The organism is Gemmiger formicilis, assembly GCF_024462815.1.
Classification (GTDB): Bacteria; Bacillota; Clostridia; order Oscillospirales; family Ruminococcaceae; genus Gemmiger.
In genome coordinates this window covers 125,366-151,414 of record NZ_JANGCG010000008.1, presented here as the reverse complement: position 1 = coordinate 151,414, position 26,049 = coordinate 125,366, and the positions used below count along the sequence as shown (strand labels likewise).

The following is a 26,049-nucleotide window of genomic DNA, read 5'->3' as shown; positions in this document are numbered from 1 at the left end:
CCGATCTGCCCATTCAGCCTGTCGATGCAAGCATCGCCCCCTACAACCATAACCAAGCGCAACCCCCTTGACAACCTACCAGATTTGCGCTATAATAGCAGTCACTGATGCGGGATTAGCTCATCCGGTAGAGTGACTGCTTCCCAAGCAGTAGGTGGCGAGTTCGAGACTCGTATCCCGCTCCAAAGTGCCCCGAGGCGTTTCGCTTCGGGGTGTTTTTTATTTTGAGGTGCTGACTATGCTGGATGCTTTTCCGATTTATCACTGGTTCCACAACGGCAACCCCTATTCCGGGGCCGAGGGGGGAATGCGCTACGTTATCACCCCCGGCAAAAAGCCTGACCCGAACGATGAAAGCGGCAAGAAGAAGGTCGAGTACCTGACCGCGCAGGTCTGGCCCGGTCCGTGGAGCATAGAACATACCACGGAGGAGAAAATCGAAGCCGCCGAGTTTGAGGGCAACCAGGCGGGTCTGGATGCCGCCGTGACATGGCTGCATGACCGCTACCACAACGAGCCGGAGCGCTGGGAAAATCTGCCCTCCATTCTGGACTGCGAACCCGACCGATAAGCACACCAAAACCACTTGCTGTTGCAAAACAAGCGGGTGGTTTTTTGTACAGTAAGGTAAAATTGATGTAAAGGGCTCCTGCACCGGTTGCACATCACTGGCAGACGGCGTATAATGAGTGCTAAAGAGGCAATTTGTATGTGGTTGTTGTACGCGGTCGGCTCGGCACTGTTTGCGGGACTGACCTCCATTCTGGCAAAATGCGGCATCCGTAAGACGGATTCCACGGTGGCCACGGCCATCCGCACGATTGTGGTGCTGATTTTTGCGTGGATTATGGTGTTTGTTGTCGGTTCGCAGGGCACACTCCTGGACATTCCGGCCAAGAGTCTTGTGTTTCTGGTGCTGTCGGGTCTGGCTACAGGTGCCAGCTGGCTGTGCTATTTTTACGCGCTGCAGCGCGGGCCGATTGATAAGGTTGTGCCCATCGACAAGAGCAGCACGGTTATGACGATTCTGCTGGCGGCGCTGCTGCTGGGCGAGAGCGTGACCCTGACCAAGGGCGTCGGCGTGGTGCTTATCGCGGTGGGCACCTTCCTGATGATTGAGAAAAAGGGCGGCGTCCAGAAAGAGGCGGGCGGCTGGATGCTGGCCGCTTTCGGGTCTGCTATTTTCGCCGCTCTGACGTCCATTCTGGGTAAGGTTGGCATTACGGCGGTGGAGTCTAACCTCGGCACGGCACTGCGCACCGGCGTGGTGCTTGTTATGGCGTGGGTCATGGTCTTTGTGCAGGGCAAGCAGGGGCAGATGCGCACCGTGCCGCGCAATGAGCTGGGCTTTATCTGCCTGTCGGGTCTGGCCACAGGTGCCAGTTGGCTGTGCTATTACAAGGCGCTGCAGCTCGGCCCGGCCAGTCTGGTTGTCCCCATTGACAAGCTGAGTATTCTGGTCACGGTGCTGTTCTCGTATCTGGTTTTCCACGAAAAGCTCAGCAAAAAAGCACTGGCCGGTCTGGCCGTTCTGGTGGCGGGCACGCTGGTTATGCTGCTGTAAGGAGCCGTCTGCCAAGAAAAAATCTGTCATAAGCAACACCTTTTGTCTGAAATGGTGTTGCTTTTTTTGTGGATTTTTGTCATAATAAACATAGTTACAAGAGAGGGGGATGCAGCTGATGGCTAAAATCGCCGTGGTCGAGGATAACGATGCCGTGCGCGGGGAGCTATGCGGGTTTATCGCGCAGTACGCGCAGGAAAGCGGCTGCCAGCTGGATGTGACCCCCTTCGCGGACGGCTCACAGCTGGTGGAGCCCTACCGCCCTGGCTTTGACATCATCTTTCTGGATATTGAGATGCCCACGCTGGGCGGTATGCCCACGGCGGAGCGCATCCGTATGCTGGACCCCGATGTAATCCTGATTTTCGTCACGAATATGGCGCAGTATGCCATTCGCGGGTATGAGGTTGACGCGATGGACTTTGTGCTGAAGCCCGTCAGCTACTACCAGTTCAGCACCAAGCTGGAGCGCGCCTTGCAGCGCATCCGCCGCCGCCGCGGCGGGCAGGTGGCCCTGCAGGTGGGCGGCGGGGTGCAGCTACTGGACACCGATGACATTCTGTATCTGGAAACCCGCGAACGTCTGCTGCACTACCACACCGCCGATAATACATGGTCGGTGCGCGGCAGCCTGCTGAAGGCGGAAAAGGAGTTGGCACCCTACCACTTTGCCCGCTGCAACCAGTGCTATCTGGTCAATCTGCGCCACGTCCGCGGCGTGCAGGATGATATTGTGCAGGTGGGGGAGGAACGGCTGGAAATCAGCCGCCGCCAGCACACCTCCTTTCTGGCTGCGGTGGCGGCTTATGTCGGGGGTGTGCTGTAGGTGGAAGCGGTTATGACACTGGCGGTCTGTGCAGGGGGCCTTCTGGCTGCGCAGCTTGCCTACTGGCTGCCGCTGAAACGGCGGCCCGATTTTGCCAGACGTGCGGCGCTGAACGCGGTGGCCATGTTGCCCTTTGCGCAGCTGATGGTATGGGGCAACAGCGGGCACGGCAGCACATGGCTGCTGCTGGTCATTTACGGCATTACGTTTGCCTATGCGGCGGTTTCAACGCATCTGTGTACAAAAATGGATTGGCCAGCCAGCGCCTATTGCGGCATCTGGATTGTGCTGACCTCGGAATCCCTGTATGAGCTCTGGCGCGTTGTGCTGTGGCTGGCCGAGGCGCTGGGTATGCAGCACACGGCACTGGACAGCACGCCGCTGCTGCTGGGGCAGCTTGCCTTTACGGTGGCGGGCTGCGTGATTGTCCGCTATACCATGGCCCGCGCCATGCCGGAGGACGGTGGCTACCGCATCGGCCCGCGGCAGCTGGGCAGTGCGGGGCTGCTGGGGGCAATTTTCGTGTTCCAGTTTTTTGCCCTGCAGACCAGTCTGCGCATCGGACTGCGGCCGTCCGCGGTGGTGACGCCCTCTCTGCTGACGCAGCTTTATTGCCTGACGCTGCTGTATCTGCAAACCGAGCTTTTCAAAAAATCGGCTATGCAGAAGGAAATGGAAACGCTGAACCTGCTGTATGACCGCCAGCGCAAGCAGTACCAGATTGCACGGCGCAACGTGCAGATTATCAACCGCAAATGCCATGAGCTGAAGGTGCAGATTGCCGATTTGCGCCGCCTGCAGCCCGATGAGGCAACCGTCCGCAGTCTGGACGAGGCCGAGCAGGCCGCCCGGATGTATGATGCCAACGCTGCTACCGGCAATGAGGTGCTGGATGTTGTGCTGACGGAAAAGAGCCTGCTGTGTGAGTCGCAGCGCATCCGCCTGAACTGCGTGGCGGACGGCATCTGCCTTGCCTATGTGGAGCCGGGGGACCTGTACGCGCTGTTTTCCAACCTGTTGGATCAGGCCGTGGACGCCGCGGTTCAGCAGCAGGAGACCGACCACCGTATGATTGATTTGCTGGTGTGCAAGCGGCAGGGCTTTGCTGTTATCAACGTAATCGGGCCGGTGCTGCCCGCGCAGTCCGAGCATGGTCGCCGCCACAATTATGAGCTGAAGGTGGCCCGCCGTGTGGTGCAGAAATATAACGGTACTATGTCTACCGAGCTGCGTGGTGCCCTGTTTGCGGTTAAGATTGTGCTGCCGCCCCCCAAAACCGAATAACCAAAATGACGCCTATGCTTTTGTGCACATTGTACAAAATATAGGCGCTTTTTTGTACACCGAAACACCGAATTTCACGCCAGAAATACCACTTTTCGCAAACCTGTTGCCATAAAATTAACAGTTCTGTATAATAGTAACACAACAAAAACAACACAGGAGGGCGCAATGCGAAGCACGACCAAGCTGATGGAAAACTGGCAGTTCACCGGCCCCGACGGCAAAACCACCGCCGTGACTCTGCCCCACACATGGAACAACATCGACGGTCAGGACGGCGGCAACGATTACTGGCGCGGCACCTGCACCTACAAAACGCAGTTCGCGGCACCCGCCTTTGACGCGGCCACCCAGCAGGTCTGGCTGCAGTTTGAGGGCGTCAACGCGAGCGCCAAGGTCACGCTGAACGGTCAGGAGATTATGACCCATGACGGCGGCTACTCCACCTTCCGCGCTGACATCACCGCGCTGCTGGCAGAGAACAACGACCTGGTTGTCGCTGTGGACAACAGCAAGAATGACCGCGTCTACCCCCAGAAAGCCGACTTCACCTTCTACGGCGGCATCTACCGTGATGTGACGCTGCTGGTGGTCAACAAAAACCACATTGCACTGAATTATCTCGGCGGCTGCGGTGTGCAGATTACCCCGACCGTCAGCGGCAGCAAGGCCGACATTGCCGTCAAATCCTGGGTCGAGGGCGAGGGTGAAATCGAGTTCTCGATTCTGGACGCTGCCGGTGCAGAGGTACTGACCGGCGGGGGCACCGACACGACCGTGACGCTCGAGCATCCCCACCTGTGGGACGGCGTGCGCGACCCGTATCTCTACACCTGCGCGGTGCGTCTGGTGCTGAATGGGGAAGTGCAGGACGAAGTCCGCCAGCGCTTCGGCGTGCGCAGCTTCAGTGTTGACCCGAAGAAGGGCTTCTTCCTCAACGGCCGCGCCTATCCGCTGCACGGCGTTTCCCGCCATCAGGACCGCAAGGGGCTGGGCAACGCCATCACCCGGGAAATGCACGAGGAGGATATGCAGCTGATTAAGGAGCTGGGTGCGAACACGATTCGCCTTGCCCACTATCAGCACGACCAGTATTTCTACGACCTCTGCGACGAGGCCGGTATGGTCGTCTGGGCGGAAATCCCGTATATCTCGGAGCATATGAACAACGGCCGCGAAAACACGATTTCCCAGATGAAAGAGCTGATTGTCCAGAACTACAACCACGCCTGCATCGTCTGCTGGGGTGTTTCCAACGAAATCACGATTTCCACCAAGGACAAGCGCGATATGCTGGACAACCACCGTGTGCTGAATGACCTCTGCCACGAGATGGACAAGACCCGCCTGACCACGCTGGCCTGCTACGCCATGTGCGGCCCCTTCAACCCGGTGGCGCACATTACAGACCTTGTCAGCTGGAACCTCTATCTCGGCTGGTATGTGCCGGGGCTGTTCCTGAACGATTTGTGGATGGACTTCTTCCACCTCTGCTACCCCAACCGCCCGCTCGGCTTCAGTGAGTACGGCGCCGAGGGTATGCCGAACCTGCACAGCACCCACCCCCACCGCGGCGACCACACCGAGGAGTATCAGGCCATCTACCATGAGTATATGCTGCGCTGCTTTGACCGCCACAAGTGGCTGTGGGCCACCCATGTGTGGAATATGTACGATTTCGCCGCCGATGCCCGCGACCAGGGCGGCGAGCCGGGTATGAACCACAAGGGCCTTGTGACCTTTGACCGCAAGACCAAGAAGGACAGCTTCTACATCTATAAAGCATGGTGGAGCGATGAGCCGTTTGTGCATATCTGCTCCAAGCGGTTCACCGACCGCACCCAGAGTGAGATTGAGGTCAAGGTCTACTCCAACCAGAAGAACGTCAGCCTCTATGTCAACGGCGCAAAGCTGGACGAGCAGGAGGGTGAGCACATCTTCAAGTTCCGCGTCAAGCTGAACGGCGAAACCAAGGTACAGGCCGTGGCAGGGGACTGCATTGATGAGGCTGTGTTTACCAAGGTAAGCACGCCGAACCCCGCCTACAAGCTGACTAAGAGCAAGACAAAGAGCGCAAACTGGGTGTGACACCTTAAATAATAAATAATAGATAATAAATAATAAATATGGAGTGCGCGCCGTGCGCGCACATTCAAAAAAAGCGGCGGTGACCCCGCCAACGCCCTATTGTAACGACCCGCTGTCAGGCGGTTTGTTTATAGAAACCCATGGAGAAAACAACAAGGAGAAAACAAGATGGAAGACGTAAAGACCCAAAAAAAGGCTTTGAAAAAAGCCTACAAAAAGGCTAAGCGTAAGACCATTACGCTGTGGAAAGTCCTGACAATCCTCTGCGCGATCGTTATGATCATTTCCGTGCCTTTGTCCGTACTGGCCGCAAAGTTCGACAACACCATGGCTGCCCGTTTCGGCGGCAGCTTCTGGAAGCTGCAGAACGAGGACACCAACGCCCAGTATTACACCAGTGACTTCAACTCCGCCGAGGAGATGGTCAACTACGGTCTGGCTTTGACCCAGCAGGTCGAGGCCGAGGGCGCTGCCCTGCTGATGAACAACAACAACGCGCTGCCTCTGGCTGCCGACGCGAAGGTCAGCACCTTCTCCAGCAGCAGCGTCAACCTCGTGTACGGCGGCACCGGTTCCGGCAACATTGATGCCTCCACCGCCGACACCCTGCGCACCGCCCTCGAAAAGGTCGGCGTCACCGTCAACCCCACCCTGTGGGACTTCTACACCACCGGCGCCGGCAAGGATTACTCCCGCAAGACCGCCGGCACCGTCGCCAAATCTAGTGAGGTCACCGCCGAGGTGCCTTGGGATGTCTACACCGACGAGGTCAAGGACAGCGTTGCCCAGTACGGCGATGCCGCTATCGTGACCCTGTCCCGCGTCGGCGGCGAGGGTGCTGACCTTTCTTACGGCGAGGTCAACTACCTGGCCCTCGACGAGAACGAGAAGGCCATGCTGCAGAACGTTGCCGAGATGAAGAAGAACGGCACCGTCAAAAAGACCATCTTGCTGATCAACTCCGCCAACGCCCTGCAGGTCGATTTCCTCAAGAACAACGAGTACGACATCGACGCCGCACTGTGGATCGGTGACGTGGGCATCTCCGGTATCAATGCCGTTGCCGAGATCCTGACCGGCAAGGTCAACCCCTCCGGCAGCCTGGTCGATACCTACTGCTACGACAACTTCAGCGCCCCCGCCATGTGGAACTTCAACCCCACCACCTATGAAGGCTACGTCGAGGGCGGCGATGTTCCCGCCAAGGCCAAGTCCTACATGATTTACCAGGAAGGCATCTATGTAGGCTACAAATACTACGAAACCCGCTACGAGGACTTCGTCACCGGCAACGGCAACGCAGGCGACTACGCCTACGGCGATATCGTGGCATACCCCTTCGGCTACGGCATGAGCTACACCGACTTCGACATCAGCGATATGAACGTCAGCTACAATGCCGCCGATGACACCTACACCGTCACCGTCAATGTCACCAACACCGGCGACATGGCGGGCAAAAAGACCGTGCAGGTCTATGTCCAGAGCCCCTACACCGACTACGACAAGGAAAACGGCGTCGAGAAGTCTGCCGTTTCTCTGGTCGGTTTCGGCAAGACCGGCATGATTGAGCCGGGCACATCCGAAACCCTGTCCATGACTGTCAACAAGCGCGACATCGCCTCCTTTGACACCTACGGCGCAGGCACCTACATTCTGGATGCCGGTGACTACTACTTCACCGCCGCCACCGATGCCCACAACGCCGTCAACAACATTCTGGCTGCCAAGGGCTACACCGTCGAGTCCACCGACGGCAAGATGACCGCCGACGGCAACGCCGACCTGACCTACACCTGGACCGAGGATGCCCTCGACACCACCACCTATGCCACCAGCGAAAACGGCACCGCCATCACCAACCAGCTGTCCTGCGCCGACCCCAACCTGTACGAGGGCGTCGAGGAGACCGTGACCTGGCTGAGCCGTTCTGACTGGAACGGCACCCTGCCCACCGAAACCGTTAAGCTGACCCTGACCGAGCTGCTCAAGAAGGACCTGAAGGACATCCGCTACGATCCTGCCGACTACGAGAGCGTCGAGATGCCCACCCTGGGTGCCAAGAACGGCGTCAAGCTGTACGATATGATCGGTCTGGACTACAACGATCCCAAGTGGGACGAGCTGCTGGATCAGATGACCTTCGACGAGATGAACTCCCTGATCAGCGATGCTTTCCACTGGACCATGCCTGTCAAGAGCGTGGAAGCCCCCGGCACCCGTGACGAGAACGGCCCCCAGGGTCTGACCGCCAGCCTGCTGGGCAACGACAAGACCCAGCTGACCGCCACCGCCTTCACCTCTGAGGACGTTATGGCTGCCACCTTCAACACCGAGATCATGACCGAGATCGGCAAGGTCATCGGCAACAACTGCCTGCAAGCCAACATTGCCTGCCTGTACGGCCCCGGCAACAACATTCACCGCACCCCCTACGGCGGCCGTAACTTCGAGTACTACTCCGAGGACGGCTTCCTGTCCGGCATGATGAGCGCCTACGAGGTCGCCGCCATTCAGGCAAAGGGCGTACACGTCGTTATGAAGCACTTTGCCCTGAACGACTGCGAGCAGGACCGTATCGGTCTGGGCGTCTGGCTGAACGAGCAGGCTGCCCGTGAGGTCTACCTGAAAGCCTTCCAGGCTCCCGTCGAGGTCGGCAACGGCAACGGCGTTATGATTGCCTACACCCGCTGGGGTGCCATCTGGTCCGGCGGCAACTACGGTCTGGTCACCGGCATCCTGCGCAACGAGTGGGGCTGCGACGGCATGGTCATTACCGATAACGTTCTGACCCAGTATGTCAACGGTCCCGACGGCGTTCTGGCCGGTGTGTCCATCTACGACGCCATGATGTCCTTCGTCACCGACACCCTGCCCCAGTACAAGAACGACCCCGTCATTGTTACCGCCATGCGCGAGGCCTGCCACCACAACCTGTACGCCATCGCCAACTCCTGCGGTATGAACGGCGTCGGCGCGGACACTACCATCAAGGTGCAGGAGCTGCCTCTGGTAAGCATGCTCAAGAACATTGCCCGCATCTCCGCGGTGCTGTTCATTGTCTTTGCCGTGCTGTGGGTGCTGGGCGGCAAGAAGTTCCGCAAGACCGAAGAATACAAGGCTTATAAAGATTTCAAAAAATCCCTGAAGGCCGCTAAGAAAGCCTAACCCCCCCTACAGGATCCCGTAAGCTCCCCGCCGGCCCCGGCGGGGACTTTTGAGTAAATTCTCCCCCACAACAAGGAGCAGCCCATGAGTGAAAATGCAAAGGCACCCAGTGTCAACCGCGCCAAACTCTACCAGCTGGTATTGTTTCCGCTGAACAACGGTGCCACCAACGTCTATTATGTACTGGTGCTTTCTTACATTGCTACGTTTGGCAGCAATGTGCTGGCACTGGGTACGCTGTTTGCCTCCGTTATGGTTACGGCCATGCGCCTGTGCGACGCTATCACCGACCCGATTATCGGCGCCCTGATGGACCGCACCAACGGTAAGTTCGGCAAATTCCGCCCCTTTATGGCCATCGGCAACATTATTATGGCCGTCAGTATTCTGGTGCTGTACGGCATCACCCCCATGATTCCCGATACCATGATGTGGGCGCGGTATGCCGCCTTCGTGGGGCTGTACTTCGTCTGGGTTATCGGCTACACCTTCCAGACCAGCTGCACGCGCTCCGGCCAGACCGTTCTGACCAATGACCCCAAGCAGCGTCCGCTGTTCACGATTTTCAACACCGTCGGCTCTCTGCTGGGTATGGGCGTTATGCAGTTCTTCGCGCCCATCCTCGCCAAGAATTTTGAGGGCGGCTATTCCTCCGCAGGTTTCTTCCGTGCGCTGGCACCTGTTGGCATCGTGATGTCCATTGCGCTGACCATCCTTGCCATCATCGGCATCTGGGAGAAGGACCAGCCCAAGTACTTCGGTATCGGCGGCGAAAAGACCGAGAAGGTCAAGGTCAGCGAGTATCTGCAGATTATCAAGGAAAACAAGCCCATGCAGCGCCTGATGATTGCGGGCGCCGGCACCAAACTGGCGCTGTCCATCGCCAACAACACCACGGTTCTCTGTATGCTCTACGGCTGCATGATGGGGGCTTACGATGGCCTGTATCTGCCCATGATGGTGCTGGGCTATGTGTTCAGCGTGCCGTTCTTCCTGCTGTCTGTCCGCACCAGCCAGAAGAAGGGCCAGAAGGCCAGCCTGACCAAGTATGTCAGCGTGGCGCTGGTCTGCTATATCGGCGTGTTCGTCCTGCTGGCCCTGTGGGGTCACGGTGACGCCTTCCATCTGAGCCTGATGGGGGAGAACGGTCTGTCCATCAACCTGTACACTGTGCTGTTCATCCTCTTCTTCGGCATCGGTTACGGCGCATACTACGCCACTGCCGATATGCCCATCCCGATGGTGGCCGACTGCTCCGACTACGAGACCTATCGTTCCGGTAAGTATATCCCCGGCATTATGGGTACGCTGTTCAGCCTTGTGGATAAGCTGGTATCCAGCCTGTCCGCCACGGTTGTCGGTATTGCCGTGACCTTTATCGGCCTGAACACCCTGCCCACCCAGTATGAACCCTACACCCCCGGTATGAATGTGGTGGTCATCGTGCTGTTCTGCGTTATCCCGATGGTGGCATGGACCGCCACTCTGATTGCCATGAAGGGCTACAGCCTGACCGGCGAGAAGATGAAGGAAATCCAGGCCGTCAACGCCTGCCGCCGCGACGCCGTGGCCGAGGGCATGAGCCTGGAGGACGCCATGAATAAGTGGCAGACTGCTGACCAGCTGCCCGAGCACTACCGCGCTTAATTTTGCCTTCCTCTTTGTCTTTGTTTCTGTCTTAAAAGCAATGCCGCCCCGGATGCTGCTGCATCCGGGGCGGCGTTGCTTTTGCAGGGAAATACCGTAGGGGTGGATTTCATATTCGCCCATTTTCCCATAAACAAGAAAAGAGCGATGAAACCTGCGTTTCATCGCTCTTGACTTTGGTGCGGAAGATGGGACTTGAACCCACACGTCATAGACACACGCACCTCAAACGTGCCTGTCTGCCGATTCCAGCACTTCCGCTTGTTGCATTGACTGCGAGGATTATTCTATCACAAACCACCCCCAAAAGTCAAGCTTTTACAGCAAAATTTTCCGCCCTTGTAAAAACAGGCCGTGAATGATAGAATGAACACCATAGAGAGGGGAGGCAACCGACGTGCAAAACCTGATATTCAGTCTGAACGCCACCATGCCGGTGTTCTTTGTTATGGTGGTGGGGTATCTGCTGGGGCGGATGGGCTTTCTGCCGCCCGCGTTCTGCAAGGCGGCGGATAAGCTCTGCTTCAAAATTACATTGCCGGTCATGCTGTTTCTGAATATGGGCAGTGTGGATATTCTGCATGAGTTTCAGCCGAAGTTTGTGCTGTTCTGCTTTGCCGCCACGCTCATCGGCATCCTGCTTGTCTGGGCGGGGGCAAAGCGCTTCTTAAAAGACAAGACGCTGGTGGGGGAGTTTGTGCAGGCGGGCTACCGCAGTAGCGCCGCCGTGCTGGGCGTGGCGTTCATCCAGAACATCTACGGCAGTGCGGGTATGGCACCGCTGATGATTTTGGGCAGCGTGCCGCTGTTCAACATCTTTGCAGTGCTGATTCTGATGCTGGAATCCCCGGAGCAGCGCGGCACACCAGATCCAAAGCAGCTTTTGCGCGGTGTGGTGACGAACCCGATTCTGCTGGGCATTGTCTTTGGCACGGTCTATGCGCTGCTGCCGTTCACGCTGCCCCAGATGGTGACAAAAACCATGAGCAATATTGCCTCGCTCACCACGCCGCTGTCGCTGCTTTCCATCGGCGCTTCGTTTGAGGGCACAAAGGCCATCAAAAAGCTCGGCCCCACGGTGGCGGCGGCCTTCATCAAGACAATCGGTCTGGCGGCGGCCTTTCTGCCCTGCGCGGTGGCGCTCGGCTTCCGGAATGAGGAGCTTGTGGCGCTGCTTATTATGCTGGGCAGCCCCACGACCCCCAGTGCCTACGTTATGAGCAAGAATATGGGCCATGAGGGCGTGCTGACCTCCAGCTGCATTGCGCTGACAACGCTGCTATCGGCCCTGACACTGACCGGCTGGATTTTTATTCTGCGCAGCGGGGGATACCTGTGAGGTAAATAAGAAATAAGAAATAATGCGGGAAGCGGATTACGGTTCTTCTGCGGCCACGGGCACGCCGCGGTGCTCTACGGGCGTGGAGAACACAATCTGGGTGCGGGTGCGGCCGAACTGCTGCAGATGGTTGATGAACTGGTCCAGCTCCTGCGTGGTGCCGAACAGCACCTCAATCAGCATACTGTAATCGCCGGTGACACAGTTGCACTCCACCACGTGGGTGCAGCTCTGGATATAGGGGTAAAACTCCGGCTTGCGCTGGGGATCCATATCCAGATTGATGAAGGCCTTGACCATATAGCCCAGCTTAGGCGCATCGACCTGTGCCTGATAGGCCGTGATGATGTCGGCGCTTTCCAGCCGGGCAATGCGGGCCGAAACAGCCGGGCTGGACAAAAACACGTGGTCGGCGATTTCTTTCAGGGGTGCGCGGGCGTTGCCCTGCAGAATGTCAATGATTTTGCGGTCGATGTGGTCCATAATAACACCTCAAATACCTCAAAAAGCTCTCGTTCTGTGCGCCATTGCACTTGAACGAGAGCTTCCTTGCTTCACTATGTAAAGTATTCTAGCATATCGGAACGCGAAAGTAAAGAGCTTTGCAAAATAAAGTAAACAGCCCCGGAGTAACTCAAAAAATACCGCGCAGTAGGGGCGGGCATTGCCCGCCCGCATACGCCGGGGCTGGCGCTTAGCGGCTGGGTACATATCCCAGCGGGTTCACGCGGGCACCGTCCACACGCAGCTCTAAATGTAAATGATACCCGCCGCCCGCGCCGTACACGTTGCCGGTGTTGCCCACATAGCCCAGCAAATCCCCCTTCTGCACGGCGGTGCCCTCAGCAACGGTAATGCTGCTCATATGCGCGTAGAGGCTGTCATAGCGGTGGCCGTCATCGGCTGTGCCATGGCTGACCTGTACGCAGTTGCCGTAGCTGTTCATCGTGCGTGCCGCGCTGACAACGCCGTCGGCGACGGCGTAAATCGGTGTGCCGCCCGGCGCTGCAAAATCGGTGCCGCGGTGGGGGATACCCCATGGGTCGGGCTCGGCAAACTGTGTGGTAATGCGGCCGTAGCTGTCCAGCGGGCAGCGGAAGGCAAGGCTTGTCAGGTGCAGATCGGCGGTGGTATAACGGCGGCTCTGCTCCCGGACATAGGCATCCAGCGCGGCGGTGGCATCCTCATAGGCCTTTTTGGCGGCGTCAGTCACGGCGGCCTGTGCCTGTGCGGCGGCTTGCTGCTGGGTCAGCGCGCTGTTCGCCGCCAGCAGGGCGGCCTCCAGTTCACTTTGTGTCGCGCTGAGAGCTGCCTGCTGGCTTTCCAGCGCGGCCTTGGCCTCGGCGGCCTGCTGTACGGCGGTGTCGGCCTTGGCGCGTGCCTGCTCCAGTGCGGCGGCTTCGGCGTCCAGCTCGGCCAGAACGGCGCTGTTTTTGGCATTCATCTGCCGCAGCACCGTGTCAAAGGTCAACAGCTGGTAAAGGCTTTTTGCCTGCGACAGCAGCCAGATACCCCCGCCGCCGTCCAGCCGCTGCATGGCGCGCAGCTGCTCCTTGCAGGCGGCAAGGCGTGCGTCATATTCGGCCTGCTTGGCATCCAGCGCGGCGCGGGCGGTGTCTGCGGCGGCCTGCCGTTCGTCCAGCGCGGTCTGGGCATCCTGCACAGCCTGCGTCACAGCCGCAATCTGCCCGGTCAGCTCCGCTGCCTGCCCGGACAACGCGGCAACCTCGCTTTCGGTCTGCGTCTGGACACTCTGCAAATCGCGCAGGGTGGACTGTGCGGCCTCGTATTCCTGCCGCGTTTCGGCTTGCTTTTGCGTCAATTCGTCCTTTTTGTCCTCCGCGTAGGCGGTCTGGCCCGAAAAAAGGGTACAAAAAAGCAGCCCCGCCGCCAGAACAGCGGCGGGGAAGTGCCTGTATTTCATCTTGTTACTCCGCTAATAGGGCAGTTCCGGTCAGGTCTGCGGGCGCGCCGTCCTGCCGTGCCTCAAAGTGCAGGTGCGGCCCGGTGGAATTGCCGGTGCTGCCCACATATCCCAAGACCTGGCCTTGGACCACGGACTGCCCGGCAGAGACGAGCAACGACTTCATGTGCTGATACTCCGTTTCCAGCCCGCCGCCGTGGTCAAGCACGACATAGTTGCCCTTTTCAACATCGTAGTCGGCGGCGGTCACGATGCCACCGGCGACGGCGTAAACCTCCGCGCCTTCCTCGGCGGCAAAGTCAATGCCGGGGTGGCCGTTTTCGGGGTCATAGCCGCTGACCTGCGGCGGGGGCGCGACCGGCAGGGTAAAGAGATCCACGCCGGAAAGGGCGGCTCCATCGGCGGCAGTCACCTGGTCGGAAGTGGCACGGCGCACGGCCTCGGCCAGGATTTCATCCGCCATTTCCTGCGTCAGCTCGCCGGAATCTGCGCCGTAATCGGTGAAATAGCGGGGCTGCAGCAGAACACCGCCGACATACATTTCAAAATGGCACGCATTGCCGGTCGCATTGCCGGTGGAACCCACATACCCGATGACATCTCCCGCGTGCACGGTCTGACCCTCCTGCACGGTATAGGACTGCATATGGGCGTACAACGTGGCCCAGCGCAGGCCGTCGGCATCGGTGCCGTGGTCAATCTCGACAAAATTGCCCCAGCTGTAATGCTCCTGCGCGGCTACCACAACGCCGTCTGCGGCGGCGTGGATTTCGGTGCCTGCGTCGGCGCGCAGGTCATCACCGCGGTGGCCGTTCCCCATAAAGCGGATAACGGACTCATACTGCACCGGGCAGAGGAAACGCGGGCTGTTGGCGGCATCATGCAGATTGGGCAGTACAGCGGTGGACGCGGCGTTCACGGCCGGTGCGGGGGAGGATGCTGGCGCGGCGGTCTCGGGGGTCTGGATTTCTGCGGCTTCGGTTTGCGGCTCGGGTGCGGCGTCTACCTGCGGGCGTACCATGCAGGCGGTGGCGCAAAGGCCTACCACCGCCACGCAGAGCGCCAGCGCCCCGGCACCAAGGCGGCGGTAGTGCAGCAGATGCACAATGCGGGCCTTTACGCCGCCTGCGCCAAAGGAGAGGCTGCCGGGCACGGCACGGCCCTGTGTGGCAAATTGCAGCAGGCTGGCACAGTAGGCGCTGCGCTCCGGCAGGGAACGCCCGCGCACCGCGGCCTCATCGCAGGCGGCTTCCATATCGTGCGAAAGCTCCCGGAAGGCCAGCCACGCCAGCGGGTTGAACCAATGCAGGCAGGCCACGGCGTAGAACAGCGGCTTTGTCAGCGTGTCATGGCGGCGGATGTGGGTCTGCTCATGCAGCAGCACCGCCTGCCGCGCTGTGCCCTGCACGTGGTCCGGCATATAGATGCGCGGGCGCACCACGCCCAGCGTGAACGGAACGGCAACACAGGCACCACTGTAGCAGCCGTCCGGCGTTTTGCAGGCCAGTGCCACACGGCGCTTCAGACGGATATATCCGACAACACTGTATACGGCCAGAGCAACTACACCCACGGCCCAGACGGCCGCCGCCGCGTGCCACGGTGTCAGGCGTGCGTACCACGGCAGAGGGAAAACTGCTGCAGCCGCTGCGGCGGGTGCGGCGGACGCTATGGGCGGCACCAGCGGCAGCTCGCCCAACTTCTGCACGGTATCGGCGGCCGCTGCCACGGGGGCACTTTGTGGGCGCGGCAGATGCAGCGGAATCCCCCACGGCAGCACAAACCGCAGCCCTACGGCCAGCCACAGCCAGCACAAAAGGCGGCTGGGGGCGTGGGCACGGCGCAGCAGTTTGCACACGGCCCAGACGGCCAACGCGGCAATGCCGCCGCGGGCGCTCAATAGTAAAAAAGCAAGCACGGTCTGGCGCATGGCTATTCCTCCTTCTGGCAGGCCGCGTCCAGCAGGGCGCGGATCTCGGCGGCTTCGGCGTCACTGATGGGCTTTGCATTCAGAAAGGCGGCCACAAACTGCGGCAGGCTCCCGCCGAAGGTCTTGTCCACCACGGCGGCGCTTTCGGCCTGCTGGACGTACTCCTTTTTAATAAGGCTTGTCACACAGCCGTCCGCATTTTGCAGCACACCGCGCTCACAGAGCTTTTTCAACACTGTGTAGGCGGTGCTTTTTTTCCAGCCCAGTGCGTCATCGGCCAGCGCGGCCAGCTGCCCACTGGGCAGGGGTTCGTGGTCCCACACAAGGGTGGCAAAGCGGTATTCGCCTTCGGCAAGGCGCATTGGTTCATGGGTCGGCATAGAAAACAGCTCCTTTTGGTTTATTGCGATAGACCAGTCTGTACCTATAGTCTATCACGATAGACCGACGCTGTCAATACAAAAAAAGAAAAGAGCTTACAGAAACCTGTAAGCTCTTTTCATGGCGGAAAGAAAGGGATTCGAACCCTTGAGGGCTTTAGGGGCCCTACACGATTTCCAGTCGTGCGCCTTAGACCAGCTCAGCCATCTTTCCACATTTTCAGTTGCGCAGCGCCTGACTGCAAGAGCTATTATAGCAATCGCAGCACAAAATGTCAAGCGCAATTTTGCATTTTTTTGCAAAAAAATCTTAGCTGGGCAAGATGCACGCAAAATGTGCGTGTTAAACGCATAAATTTGCACGTTTTATCCTATTGCAAACTGCTGCACAAGGTGCTAAAACTATATAGGTGTGAAACTTTGCCCTAAAGGAGAGGATATTTCATGTATTCCGTTTTTCGTGATTTGGCGATTATTATTCTGAGCGCAAAATTCTTTGCGCTGGTCGCCCGCAAGTGCAAGGCACCGCAGGTTGTCGGCGAGATTCTTGCTGGCCTGCTGATTGGCCCCTGCCTTCTGAATCTGGTACAAACCAGTGACGCCATCTCTATCTTTGCGGAAATCGGCGTTGTGCTGCTTATGTTCTGCACCGGCCTTGGCACCAACCTGAAGGAGCTTATGCGTGCGGGCCCCATTGCAACCCTGATTGCCTGTGTCGGCGTCTTTGTGCCGCTGGTGGGCGGTACGCTGCTGTACAGCGCGTTCTATGGCTTTGCTGCAGTGGGCAGCCCGGAATTTTACCGCGCACTGTTCATTGGTACGATTATGACGGCCACCAGCGTCTCCATCACGGTGGCCACCCTGCAGGAGCTTGGCCATCTGAAGAGCTTCCTTGGCACAACCATCGTCAGCGCGGCGGTCATTGATGACGTTATCGGCATTATCGTGCTGACCTGTGTGCTGGGCGCAAGCTCGGGCGAGGGGGTCGGCATCGGCGGTGTGCTGATTCAGACCGCGCTGTTCTTCCTGGTGGCCATCGGCGTGGGTGTGGTCATCCACTATGCCATGAAGTGGCTGGACGCCCGCAACCCCCACACCCAGCGCATCACCATCGTCAGCATGGCATTCTGCTTTGCCATGGCCTATATTGCAGAGCAGTATTTCGGCATTGCCGATATCACCGGCGCCTACATTGCGGGCATTGTCCTGTGCACCATGACGGATGCACCTTATGTTGAGCGCCGCGTGGACATCAGCAACTATGTGATTTTTGCGCCGGTATTCTTTGCCAGCATCGGCCTGAAAACCGACATCAGCGGCCTTACGCCGGAAATTCTTCTGTTCTGCATCTGCTTTGTGATTGTGGCGCTGCTGACGAAAATTATCGGCTGCGGTCTGGCCGCCAAGGTCTGCCGCTTCAACTGGGGCGACTCCCTCAAGGTCGGCGTTGGTATGATGACCCGCGGCGAGGTGGCGCTGATTGTTGCCCAGAAGGGTCTGGAAATCGGCGTGGTGGACCCGGTCTACTTCACGGCGGTTATCCTGCTGATTATCGTGTCCAGCGTGGCCACGCCGCTGGTGCTCAAGACCCTGTTTGCCAAAATGCCCCCGGTCCAGCACCCCGGCCAGGTCAACGGATAAAGCAAACGGTTCGAAAATGCCTGCAGCCATGCGGCAGCAGCCGTTTCCCTGTATAAGCATAAGAAAAGCCACCGGTTTCCCGGTGGCTTTTCTTATTTCCCGGTGTTGTGCAGGTGATTGTCCACCCACTTGATGAGCAGCTCCAGCGCGACCAGATTATGGCCGCCCTCGGGGACGATTAAATCCGCCTTGCGCTTGCTGGGTTCGACAAACTGCTCGTGCATCGGCTTGACGGTGGTCAGGTACTGGTTCACCACGCTGTCCAGCGTGCGGCCGCGCTCCTTGACGTCCCGGACAATGCGGCGTAGGATGCGCACATCGGCGTCAGTGTCCACGAACACCTTCATATCCATCAGATTGCACAGCTCGGGGGAGTCGAAAATCAGGATGCCCTCCACGATGATGACCGGCGCGGGCTGTACCGTCACGGTCTTGTCGCTGCGGTTGTGGATGGTGTAATCGTACACAGGCACCTGCACCGGGTGCCCGGCGCGCAGCTCCCGCAGATGGGCAATCATCAGCGCGGTGTCAAAGCTGTCCGGATGGTCATAGTTGAGCTTGCAGCGCTCCTCATAGGGCAGCTCATCGTGGCGCTTGTAGTAGCTGTCATGGTTGATGACGCTGACCTCATCCGCACCGAAATGGTCGCGCAGCTTTTCGGTCAGGGTGGTTTTGCCACTGCCGGTTCCGCCCGCAATGCCGATGATGATGGTATTCATATCCAAAACTCCTTATACATCCAGTTTGATTTCACGTCCTGTTGGCTGGTACGCACGGTACTTCACGCCGGTCATATTGAACATACGGCGGCTGGCAATGCTGGCGTGGGTGTCATGGTACTTGTCGGACAGATAAATCAGTTCCTTGATGCCGCTCTGGATGATGGCCTTGGCGCACTCGTTGCAGGGGAAAAGCGTCACATACATCCGGGCACCGCGCAAATCATGGTTGGGGCTGTTCAGAATCGCGTTCAGCTCCGAGTGGCAGACGTACATATATTTGGTGTCCAGATCCTCGCCCTCGCGCTCCCACGGCATATCGTCATCGTTGCAGCCGATGGGCATACCGTTGTAGCCGAGGGAGAGAATCTTGTTCTCCGGGCTGACAATACACGCGCCAACCTGGCTGTTGTTGTCCTTTGACCGCATGGCCGAAAGCAGGGCAATGCCCATAAAATATTCGTCCCAGCTGATATAATCCTGCCGTTTCATAGGTACACCGTCCTTTTGGTATTTTTGGTATCTATTATTATTGTAATTATACTGTGCTGTGCTGCGCTGCGCAAGATGCTTTGTGCAAATATTTGCGGCGGGTGGCTTCGCCGCCCCGCAGATGGCGCTCGGCCTTGTTTTTCTGCACAACGGCCTGTACCTCGGCCCACAGGCCGGGATTCTGGCGGCGCAGGCGGTGCTGGTCCTTCCAGATGGTGGACTTGCTCACGCCGAACACAACCGCCGCCGCCCGCACGGTAGCAGAATTGTCAACGATATACCGTCCCACTGCTGCCGCACGCTCCTCAGGGTCGCCCTTCATAGCCTGACCTCCTTCACATAGGAATTTCTGTCAAAGCCTATGTGAAAAAGAGGAAAAATATGCCAAACTTCTTAGGGAGCGGTCAGCCTGTTTTATACACGCGGCAGTTGGCGCTTTCGTACCACAGGGGATAGCGGGTGGAATACCAATTTTCGTCTGCGGCAAACTTGCTGTATACGGTGCTGTCAAACACCGCGTAGTCCACGCCCCATAGGGCCAGCGTGGCTTCGTCCGGGGCCTCGTACAGCGCTTTCATAGCGCTGTATTCATCGCTGTAGTCCATGCCGTGGTAGTATACGTAGCTGCCCGAACCACACAGAATCCGCCGCCCGGCCAGCGCAAAGACCGGCGTCAGGTGGCTGTCGCTGGTCAAGAACAGCGCGTCCGATTCGGCGTTGACATCAACAAATTCCGCCAGCGCGATGTCCTCGGCACTCCACTGCTGGTAGTCGCTCAGAAGCTCCCGCCCGACCGTCAGCACACTGCCGAACATGGCCAGAAAACAGCAGGCTGCCAGCCCCAGCGCCCGCCACGGCAGGGCGCGGATTTTGCCGAACACATCCACAAGCAACTGCGCTGCCAGAATACACCCCAGCATATGCCAGACATACAGGAGCTTGTTGTTGTCATAATTGTTGGGCTGAAAGACAACAAACTCCGCCAACACCAGAATCACCAGCCCGCCGCCGTACAGCCACCGCTGCTTCGGCCTTGCGTGCAAAAAGGCGGGAATGAGCAAAAGATAGACAAGGCCGATGTTCTTGATGTAAAACCAGAAATAATTGTCCTTCAGTGTGCCGTCCTGCTGGCCGTTGACCCAGTTGAAATGCAGCCGCAGCATATGTTGGCCGTCCAGGCTCTGGGCCAGCACGGTGGGCAGCATCTGCGCCAGCCATGCCGCGCCGCAGACCAGCGCCAGTCCCAGCCACGGCAGCAGCGTCTCCCGCCGTGCGCCATGCGTCAGCGTATACACGCCGCCCACAAGGCAGAGAAGTACCAGCGCCAGCGCACTGTGGGTGTGCAGCAGCGGCAGGGGCAGCACCAACACCGCCAGCCACGGCCAGAGCCTGCGCTCACCCTCGTAGCAGAACCGCCACAGCAGATACAGGGCGGGGACAAGCACGCACCAGCCGAACAGCGTTGCGCGCTGCGGAATCAGCAAATCAACAATGGGGTTGACCCACTCGATATTCTTTTCCACAAAATTCGTCGGCGTGGTGTAGAAGCCGGTGAAGATCCCCGCAAAGTCTGAGGCGGAGCCCAGAAAATACACAAACCCAAGCCCGCTGCCCATAAAAAACAGGTAAAACGCAAGACTGGCCTTGCCAACACTGCCGGTCACCCGCCGCGCCAGCTGCCAGAACATACCGTACACCGACAAAAACGCGGGGAGCATTGGCAGAATGTACGCCGTGCGCAAATCGGCCCCCAGCACCAGAAAGACGCTGGAAACCGTCTCGCACAAAAACGGATAGCCGAACCGGTGCTCGCCGCCCAACAGAGGATACCGCGGCAAAAATTCGCCACTCTGCGCGATATATTTGATAAATCCCATATGCATTGGCATATCGCCGTAGCAGCTCTGCCCGGTGTGGTACGCGCCGTCCACAAGGTGCAGCACGTGGGTGTAAAGCAACGCCAGCGTCAGCGCCGCCACAGGCAGTACGCAGGCCCAGACCGCCCCGCGGTCAGAATCCTTGGGCAGACCGCGCAGCCGCGTGCCGCTGCGCAGCAGAAAAGCACCGATGGCCCCAGCGACAGCCGCTGCCAAAAGGACGGCGGGCAGGGCAAAGCCCAGCGCGAGAGAAAACACCGCGGGCAAGACTGCCAGCAGGGAAACGCCAAACCCGCACCCCAGCGGGAACAGCACAGCCCCCTCCGCGTCCGGTACGGCCCGCCGCGCCAGCAAAAGCCCCACCGCCAGAAAGAGCAGCAGATACGCAAAAGACAGAAGCATCATACGCCCTCCAAATCGAACGGCGGGGTGTACTCCTCGCGGGCACTGCTCTTTTCCTGCATATAGCCGTCTGTCAGCCCCAGCCGCACGGCCTCATCAATGACCTGACGGTATTCGTAGGTTGTGATGCGCCGCCCCAAACCGTGCTCCGCCGCCTTATAAAAAGGTGTGAACTGGCTCATCAGGCTCGGGACAAAGGCGACGCCGGTCTCCTCGCGCAGGGCGGCCAGCCGCCGCAGAACCGCCTTGCTGTCCTCCACATGGCCGGGCAGGGCCAGATGCCGCACGATGACGCCCTTGTGCAGATAGCCGTCCGCGTCATATACCGGCACGCCGGTCTGCACAAGCATCTGCCGCAGGGCCGCGTCCGCCACAGCGGGGTAATCCCGCGCAGCGGAAAGCTCCGCCGCAAGGGCGCTGTCCGCGTACTTATAATCCGCCAGCCAGATATCCACATACCCGGCCAGCGCTTTGACAGCCTCCACCGTCTCATACCCGCCGGTGTTGTAGACCACCGGCAGAGCCAAGCCCTGTGCCCGGGCTATGTCCAGCGCCGCCGTGACCCACGGCAGATACTGGGATGCTGTCACAAGGTTCAGATTTTTGGCCCCGCCGTTTTGCAGGTCCAGAAAAATTCCGGCCAGACGCTCCGGCGTGATTTCCTTGCCGACACTCCCTTGGCTGATGGGAAAATTCTGGCAGTAGCAGCACCGCAGGGTGCACCCGCAGAAGAACACCGTGCCGCTGCCGGTGGCGGCATCCGGGTCACCACTCAGGCACGGCTCCTCCCAGTGGTGCAGGGCGGCGCGGGCCACCCGCAGGGTGTCATCGGCCCCGCAAAAGCCGCGCTGCCCGGCGGCGCGGTCAGCCCCGCAGGCGCGTGGGCAAAGGGTACAATGGTGGGGCAGCAGCATGGCAAAAACCTCTTTCACAAAATTTCTTGCTTTTAGTTTACCACAAACAGAAAAAATGTGGTATACTATAGCTACTATTATCTCAAAATAAAGGAGTGTGCTTTTATGTCTACCCCTCATAATCGTGCCGAAAACGGCGATTTCGCCAAAACTGTCCTGATGCCCGGCGACCCGCTGCGTGCCAAATTCATTGCCGAGACCTTCCTGGAGAACCCGAAGCTCGTCACCGACGTGCGCGGTATGTACGGCTACACCGGCACCTATCAGGGCCGCCCCATCAGCGTGATGGGCAGCGGTATGGGTATGCCGTCTATCGGCATCTATTCCTATGAGCTGTACAGCCAGTACGGCGTTGAGAACATCATCCGCATCGGCTCTGCCGGCTCCTACACCGACAAGGCCAAGCTGTTCGATGTGGTGCTGGCCACCGGTGCTTACTCGGAGAGCAACTACGCTGTGACCCAGAGCGGCGACACGGATGACATCCAGAAGCCCAGCGCCGAGCTGAACGAGGCCCTGCGCGCCAGCGCGGCCGCTGCAGGCATCCCGCTGATTGAGGGTAACATCCATTCCTCTGACGTGTTCTACCGCCAGCCCAGCGATGCAAAGCCCACCTACTGGGAAAAGCTGCGCGATGAGAAGGGCTGCCTTGCCGTGGAGATGGAGAGCTTCGCCCTGTTCCACAATGCCAAGGTGCTGGGCAAGCGTGCCGCCTGCCTGCTGACCATTTCCGACAGCTTTGTTTCGCCGGAGATTACCACCGCCGAGCAGCGCCAGACCAGCTTTACTGCCATGATGAAGGTGGCGCTGGGCGTGGACGCCTTTTTGGAGAAGTAAGATGGAAAAGTCTGAAATACAGGCACTGATTCGCGCTGCGTTCGCCGCGCAGAAATTTGCCTATGTGCCGTACTCCCGCTTTCATGTCGGGGCGGCCCTGCGCGCCAAGGACGGTCGGGTGTTCGGCGGCTGCAACATCGAGAATGCAGGCTACACTCCGACCAACTGTGCCGAGCGCACGGCGCTGTTCAAGGCGGTCAGCGAGGGTGTGCGTGAATTTGACGCCATCGCCATCGTGGGCAGCAAGGTGGGGGAGACAAACACTCTTGTCACCGGGCCCTGCGGCGTCTGCCGCCAAGCGCTGTATGAGTTCGGCGGCCCGGCGCTGACGGTCATTATGGCCAAGAGCGAGGAGGACTACATCGTCACCACCCTCGGGGAACTGCTGCCCTACGGCTTCGGCCCGGCCAACCTTATGTGATACCCCGCGCAAAAACCAACTACCAAGGAGATTTTTCCATACCCATGAAGAAATTCTTAGCACTGCTCCTGACGCTGTGCCTGCTGGGAACTCTGTGTGCCTGCAAGGGCGTACAGGCCGCCAGCGGTGAGCAGGAGCAGCATACTGTGACGGCCCCCACCGATGATGCCAGCTTTGTCTACCAGCCGGAGGACCCGACGCTGGTCCCGGCGGGCGGCGGAAAAATTGTGCTGGCCGCAGGCCCCGAGGGCCCGGAAGGCGGCGCGGATGCCATGCTGTGGCAGGGCGTGCAGACCTTTGCCGATGCCTACGGCTACACGGCGGAAAGCCAGACCGCCGCGGGAAATACGGCAGATGATGCCGAGGAGGCCCTGCGTGCTGCGGCAGAAAGCGGCGCAAAGCTCGTTGTCTGCCGTGGGGACGCGATGGGCGCGGCCCTCTACCGGATTCAGGGCAGCTACCCGGATGTCCATTATCTGCTGTTTGACAGCGAGCCCCACACCGAGGACTACAGCGCCTACACCACGGCAGAGCTGGTGCACTGCGTGCTGTTTCAGGAGGAACAGGCCGGTTACCTGGCAGGGTATGCGTCTGTGATGGACGGCTACACCGCGCTGGGGTTCATCGGCACACGCGAGATTCCCGGCATTGTCCGGTATGCCACCGGCTTCCTGCAGGGGGCGGAGGCTGCCGCTGAGCAGCAGGGTGAGAGCGTGACCCTGCAGACCTGGTTTGCCGACACCGACGAGACCAATGACGCCATTGCCCAGCGGATGATTGACTGGTACAACAGCGGCGTTTCACTCATTATGGTCAGCGGCGGGGACCTGTACAAGAGCGCCGCTGCCGCAGTCAACGAGACCGGCGCCAAGGCCATCACCACCGACTATGACAGCACCGATATGGCAGAGGGTCTGCTGGCCAGCGCCGTAAAGTGCTACAATGCCGCCGTCCAGCGGGAGTTGTACAGCTTCTTTACGTCCGGCACATGGGCGGCCGATGATGCCGGTCAGACCGAGACGGTCGGCTTCATCAACGGCGAGATTGCGCTGGAGGCAGGCAACCCGTGGCGGTTTGACAATTTCAGTCAGGATGACTACCGCCGCCTGTATGAGCAGCTGCGCACCAGCGTGCTGAAGGTGGACACCTACGCGGACCTTGACACCCTGCCCGATGCCCCCAATGTTACCCTGAACCGGATTATGTAAACGGATTGTTATGCTTTTGTAATGTTTTTTGTGGGGTTTTGTCATTGAATCGCACGGCAAAATGCGGTATACTAAACGTACTGCGGCAGGGAATCCGCCCGGCCGCCTAGTGAAAATCAACCTAAGGAGATCAAAACCATGAAAAAGTTTCTCGCTTTTGTAATGGCTGCCAGCATGGCGCTCTCTCTGGCTGCCTGCGGCGGTTCTTCCGCCAGCAGCACCGCGAGCACCGCAACGGAGGCTACCTCTGAGGCTGCTGCTTCCACTTCCGGCAGCAAGACCGATGTTGCTTTCGTTACCGATGTCGGCAACATTGATGACCAGTCCTTCAACCAGTACACCTGGCAGGGCGTGCAGGATTTCTGCAACGCTAACAGCCTGAACGCCAACTACTACCGTCCCACCGAGGACTCTGACGCAGCCCGTCTGGAGCAGATGGACAACGCCGTCAATGACGGTGCCAAGTCCATCGTTGTGGCCGGCTACCTGTTCGGCTCCGCTATTGCCGAGGCTCAGGAGAAGTATCCCGATGTCCAGTTCCTGGCTCTGGACGTTTCCACCAACGATTTGGGCGACAAGGCTCCCACTGCCAACACGGCCCTGATTACCTACAAGGAAGAGCAGGCCGGCTATCTGGCTGGCTATGCCGCTGTCTATGACGGCTACAAGGAGCTCGGCTTCCTGGGCGGCATGGCTGTTCCCGCCGTTATCCGCTACGGCTACGGCTTTGTGCAGGGTGCTGACGCCGCCGCCAAGGAGATTGGCGCTGACGATGTCAACATCAAGTACTGGTACTCCGGCGGCTTCGCTGCTACCGATGAGGTCAAGAACAAGATGGACGGCTGGTACTCTGAGGGTACCGAGGTTGTCTTTGCCTGCGGCGGCCCCGTCTGCCAGAACTGCGATGCAGCTGCACAGGCCAACGGCGGCAAGATGATTGGCGTTGACGTTGACCAGTCCGGTCAGTTCGACACCGTTGTCACCTCCGCTATGAAGGGTCTGGCTGAGTCCGTCAACGAGGCTCTGACCGATGCTATGAACAACGGCTGGAAGTTCAGCGAGACCTACTCCGGCAAGGAGACCAAGCTGGGCGCTGCTGAGAACTGCGTTGGCCTGCCCATGAGCACCAGCAAGTTCACCAAGTTCACCCAGGAGCAGTACGACACTATGTATGCTGCCATTGTGGACGGCTCTCTGGTCATTGACGACAGCTTTGACGTCGATGTACATCCCGCCGTCACCAATGTGACCGTTGACTATCAGAGCTGATAGCTTAAAAGTATGACTTTTGGCCGCCCTGTGCCTTACCGCACGGGGCGGTTTTTGTTGGTTTTCTACAAATTCTGACGACTTTTTGCGCAGATTCTCTTGTGCACAGCAGAGTTTTT

General features: G+C 59.0%; 22 protein-coding genes and 3 tRNA genes. 14 read left to right on the top strand and 11 right to left on the bottom strand.

Features of this window, described 5'->3' with window-relative positions; all coding sequences use genetic code 11:
* Positions 1 to 109: 109 nt before the first annotated feature.
* The 8 genes from NE623_RS08900 (at position 110) to NE623_RS08860 (ending at position 10,577) form a co-directional block, all read left to right on the top strand.
* A tRNA-Gly gene (locus tag NE623_RS08900) sits at positions 110 to 185 on the top strand.
* Between the two features lie 53 nt (positions 186 to 238).
* Positions 239 to 571, top strand: coding sequence for a hypothetical protein (locus NE623_RS08895; protein WP_256272000.1), 333 nt, complete (start codon positions 239 to 241; stop codon positions 569 to 571).
* A 138-nt stretch (positions 572 to 709) separates the two neighbouring features.
* Positions 710 to 1,564, top strand: coding sequence for an EamA family transporter (locus tag NE623_RS08890; RefSeq protein WP_256272001.1), 855 nt, complete (start codon positions 710 to 712; stop codon positions 1,562 to 1,564).
* Positions 1,565 to 1,682: 118 nt separating this feature from the next.
* Positions 1,683 to 2,390, top strand: a complete 708-nt coding sequence (locus tag NE623_RS08885; RefSeq protein ID WP_256272002.1) for a LytR/AlgR family response regulator transcription factor — start codon at positions 1,683 to 1,685, stop codon at positions 2,388 to 2,390.
* A 12-nt stretch (positions 2,391 to 2,402) separates the two neighbouring features.
* A complete protein-coding gene (locus NE623_RS08880) occupies positions 2,403 to 3,674 on the top strand; it encodes a GHKL domain-containing protein (RefSeq protein ID WP_256272003.1) in 1,272 nt (423 codons plus the stop codon).
* A 168-nt stretch (positions 3,675 to 3,842) separates the two neighbouring features.
* Positions 3,843 to 5,762: a glycoside hydrolase family 2 protein gene (locus tag NE623_RS08875; protein ID WP_256272004.1), complete on the top strand. Its 1,920-nt coding sequence runs from the start codon at positions 3,843 to 3,845 to the stop codon at positions 5,760 to 5,762.
* A gap of 168 nt (positions 5,763 to 5,930) precedes the next feature.
* Positions 5,931 to 8,930 carry a beta-glucosidase gene (locus NE623_RS14770; RefSeq protein WP_305146119.1) on the top strand — a complete coding sequence of 1,000 codons (3,000 nt, stop codon included), beginning with the start codon at positions 5,931 to 5,933 and terminating at the stop codon, positions 8,928 to 8,930.
* A gap of 84 nt (positions 8,931 to 9,014) precedes the next feature.
* Positions 9,015 to 10,577, top strand: coding sequence for an MFS transporter (locus NE623_RS08860; RefSeq protein ID WP_256272005.1), 1,563 nt, complete (start codon positions 9,015 to 9,017; stop codon positions 10,575 to 10,577).
* A 177-nt stretch (positions 10,578 to 10,754) separates the two neighbouring features.
* Here NE623_RS08860 and NE623_RS08855 read toward each other — a convergent pair.
* Positions 10,755 to 10,838, bottom strand: a tRNA-Leu gene (locus NE623_RS08855).
* 136 nt (positions 10,839 to 10,974) lie between these two features.
* Between NE623_RS08855 and NE623_RS08850 the strand changes: the two genes are divergently transcribed.
* The gene (locus NE623_RS08850) at positions 10,975 to 11,916 is read left to right on the top strand and encodes an AEC family transporter (protein ID WP_256272006.1); all 942 of its coding nucleotides are present in this window, start codon (positions 10,975 to 10,977) and stop codon (positions 11,914 to 11,916) included.
* Positions 11,917 to 11,952: 36 nt separating this feature from the next.
* On the opposite strand, the gene NE623_RS08845 is transcribed toward NE623_RS08850, so the two are convergent.
* From NE623_RS08845 to NE623_RS08825, 5 genes are all read right to left on the bottom strand, one after another.
* On the bottom strand, positions 11,953 to 12,399 hold the full coding sequence (locus tag NE623_RS08845; protein WP_256272007.1) for an Lrp/AsnC family transcriptional regulator: 447 nt from the start codon (positions 12,397 to 12,399) through the stop codon (positions 11,953 to 11,955).
* Positions 12,400 to 12,610: 211 nt separating this feature from the next.
* Positions 12,611 to 13,840, bottom strand: a complete 1,230-nt coding sequence (locus tag NE623_RS08840; protein WP_256272008.1) for a murein hydrolase activator EnvC family protein — start codon at positions 13,838 to 13,840, stop codon at positions 12,611 to 12,613.
* 4 nt (positions 13,841 to 13,844) lie between these two features.
* The gene (locus NE623_RS08835; protein ID WP_256272009.1) at positions 13,845 to 15,770 is read right to left on the bottom strand and encodes a M23/M56 family metallopeptidase; all 1,926 of its coding nucleotides are present in this window, start codon (positions 15,768 to 15,770) and stop codon (positions 13,845 to 13,847) included.
* Between the two features lie 2 nt (positions 15,771 to 15,772).
* Positions 15,773 to 16,150 carry a BlaI/MecI/CopY family transcriptional regulator gene (locus NE623_RS08830; RefSeq protein WP_256272010.1) on the bottom strand — a complete coding sequence of 126 codons (378 nt, stop codon included), beginning with the start codon at positions 16,148 to 16,150 and terminating at the stop codon, positions 15,773 to 15,775.
* Positions 16,151 to 16,272: 122 nt separating this feature from the next.
* Positions 16,273 to 16,364, bottom strand: a tRNA-Ser gene (locus tag NE623_RS08825).
* 230 nt (positions 16,365 to 16,594) lie between these two features.
* On the opposite strand from NE623_RS08825, the gene NE623_RS08820 reads away from it, so the two are divergent.
* Positions 16,595 to 17,791: a cation:proton antiporter gene (locus tag NE623_RS08820; protein ID WP_256272011.1), complete on the top strand. Its 1,197-nt coding sequence runs from the start codon at positions 16,595 to 16,597 to the stop codon at positions 17,789 to 17,791.
* 92 nt (positions 17,792 to 17,883) lie between these two features.
* On the opposite strand, the gene udk is transcribed toward NE623_RS08820, so the two are convergent.
* The 5 genes from udk to NE623_RS08795 all read right to left on the bottom strand — a co-directional run bounded on the left by udk (position 17,884) and on the right by NE623_RS08795 (position 22,213).
* On the bottom strand, positions 17,884 to 18,510 hold the full coding sequence (gene udk / locus NE623_RS08815; protein ID WP_256272012.1) for a uridine kinase: 627 nt from the start codon (positions 18,508 to 18,510) through the stop codon (positions 17,884 to 17,886).
* A 12-nt stretch (positions 18,511 to 18,522) separates the two neighbouring features.
* A complete protein-coding gene (locus tag NE623_RS08810; protein ID WP_256272013.1) occupies positions 18,523 to 19,002 on the bottom strand; it encodes a deoxycytidylate deaminase in 480 nt (159 codons plus the stop codon).
* A 46-nt stretch (positions 19,003 to 19,048) separates the two neighbouring features.
* Positions 19,049 to 19,324 (bottom strand): sporulation transcriptional regulator SpoIIID, encoded by a 276-nt coding sequence (locus NE623_RS08805; protein WP_256272014.1) that lies wholly within the window; start codon positions 19,322 to 19,324, stop codon positions 19,049 to 19,051.
* Between the two features lie 82 nt (positions 19,325 to 19,406).
* Entirely contained in the window at positions 19,407 to 21,284 is a 1,878-nt protein-coding gene (locus NE623_RS08800) for a hypothetical protein (RefSeq protein ID WP_256272015.1), read from the bottom strand.
* Positions 21,281 to 22,213, bottom strand: coding sequence for a radical SAM protein (locus tag NE623_RS08795; protein WP_442490234.1), 933 nt, complete (start codon positions 22,211 to 22,213; stop codon positions 21,281 to 21,283). The genes NE623_RS08800 and NE623_RS08795 overlap by 4 nt, the downstream gene beginning before the upstream one ends.
* Before the next feature lie 87 nt (positions 22,214 to 22,300).
* Here NE623_RS08795 and deoD point away from each other — a divergent pair, with 87 nt between their 5' ends.
* The 4 genes from deoD to NE623_RS08775 all read left to right on the top strand — a co-directional run bounded on the left by deoD (position 22,301) and on the right by NE623_RS08775 (position 25,930).
* Complete coding sequence (deoD, locus tag NE623_RS08790; protein WP_256272016.1) at positions 22,301 to 23,032, top strand: purine-nucleoside phosphorylase; 732 nt, start codon at positions 22,301 to 22,303, stop codon at positions 23,030 to 23,032.
* A gap of 1 nt (position 23,033) precedes the next feature.
* Positions 23,034 to 23,453, top strand: coding sequence for a cytidine deaminase (locus NE623_RS08785; RefSeq protein WP_256272017.1), 420 nt, complete (start codon positions 23,034 to 23,036; stop codon positions 23,451 to 23,453).
* Positions 23,454 to 23,497: 44 nt separating this feature from the next.
* Entirely contained in the window at positions 23,498 to 24,661 is a 1,164-nt protein-coding gene (locus NE623_RS08780; protein ID WP_256272018.1) for a BMP family ABC transporter substrate-binding protein, read from the top strand.
* Positions 24,662 to 24,799: 138 nt separating this feature from the next.
* A complete protein-coding gene (locus NE623_RS08775) occupies positions 24,800 to 25,930 on the top strand; it encodes a BMP family lipoprotein (RefSeq protein ID WP_256272019.1) in 1,131 nt (376 codons plus the stop codon).
* Positions 25,931 to 26,049: the final 119 nt, after the last annotated feature.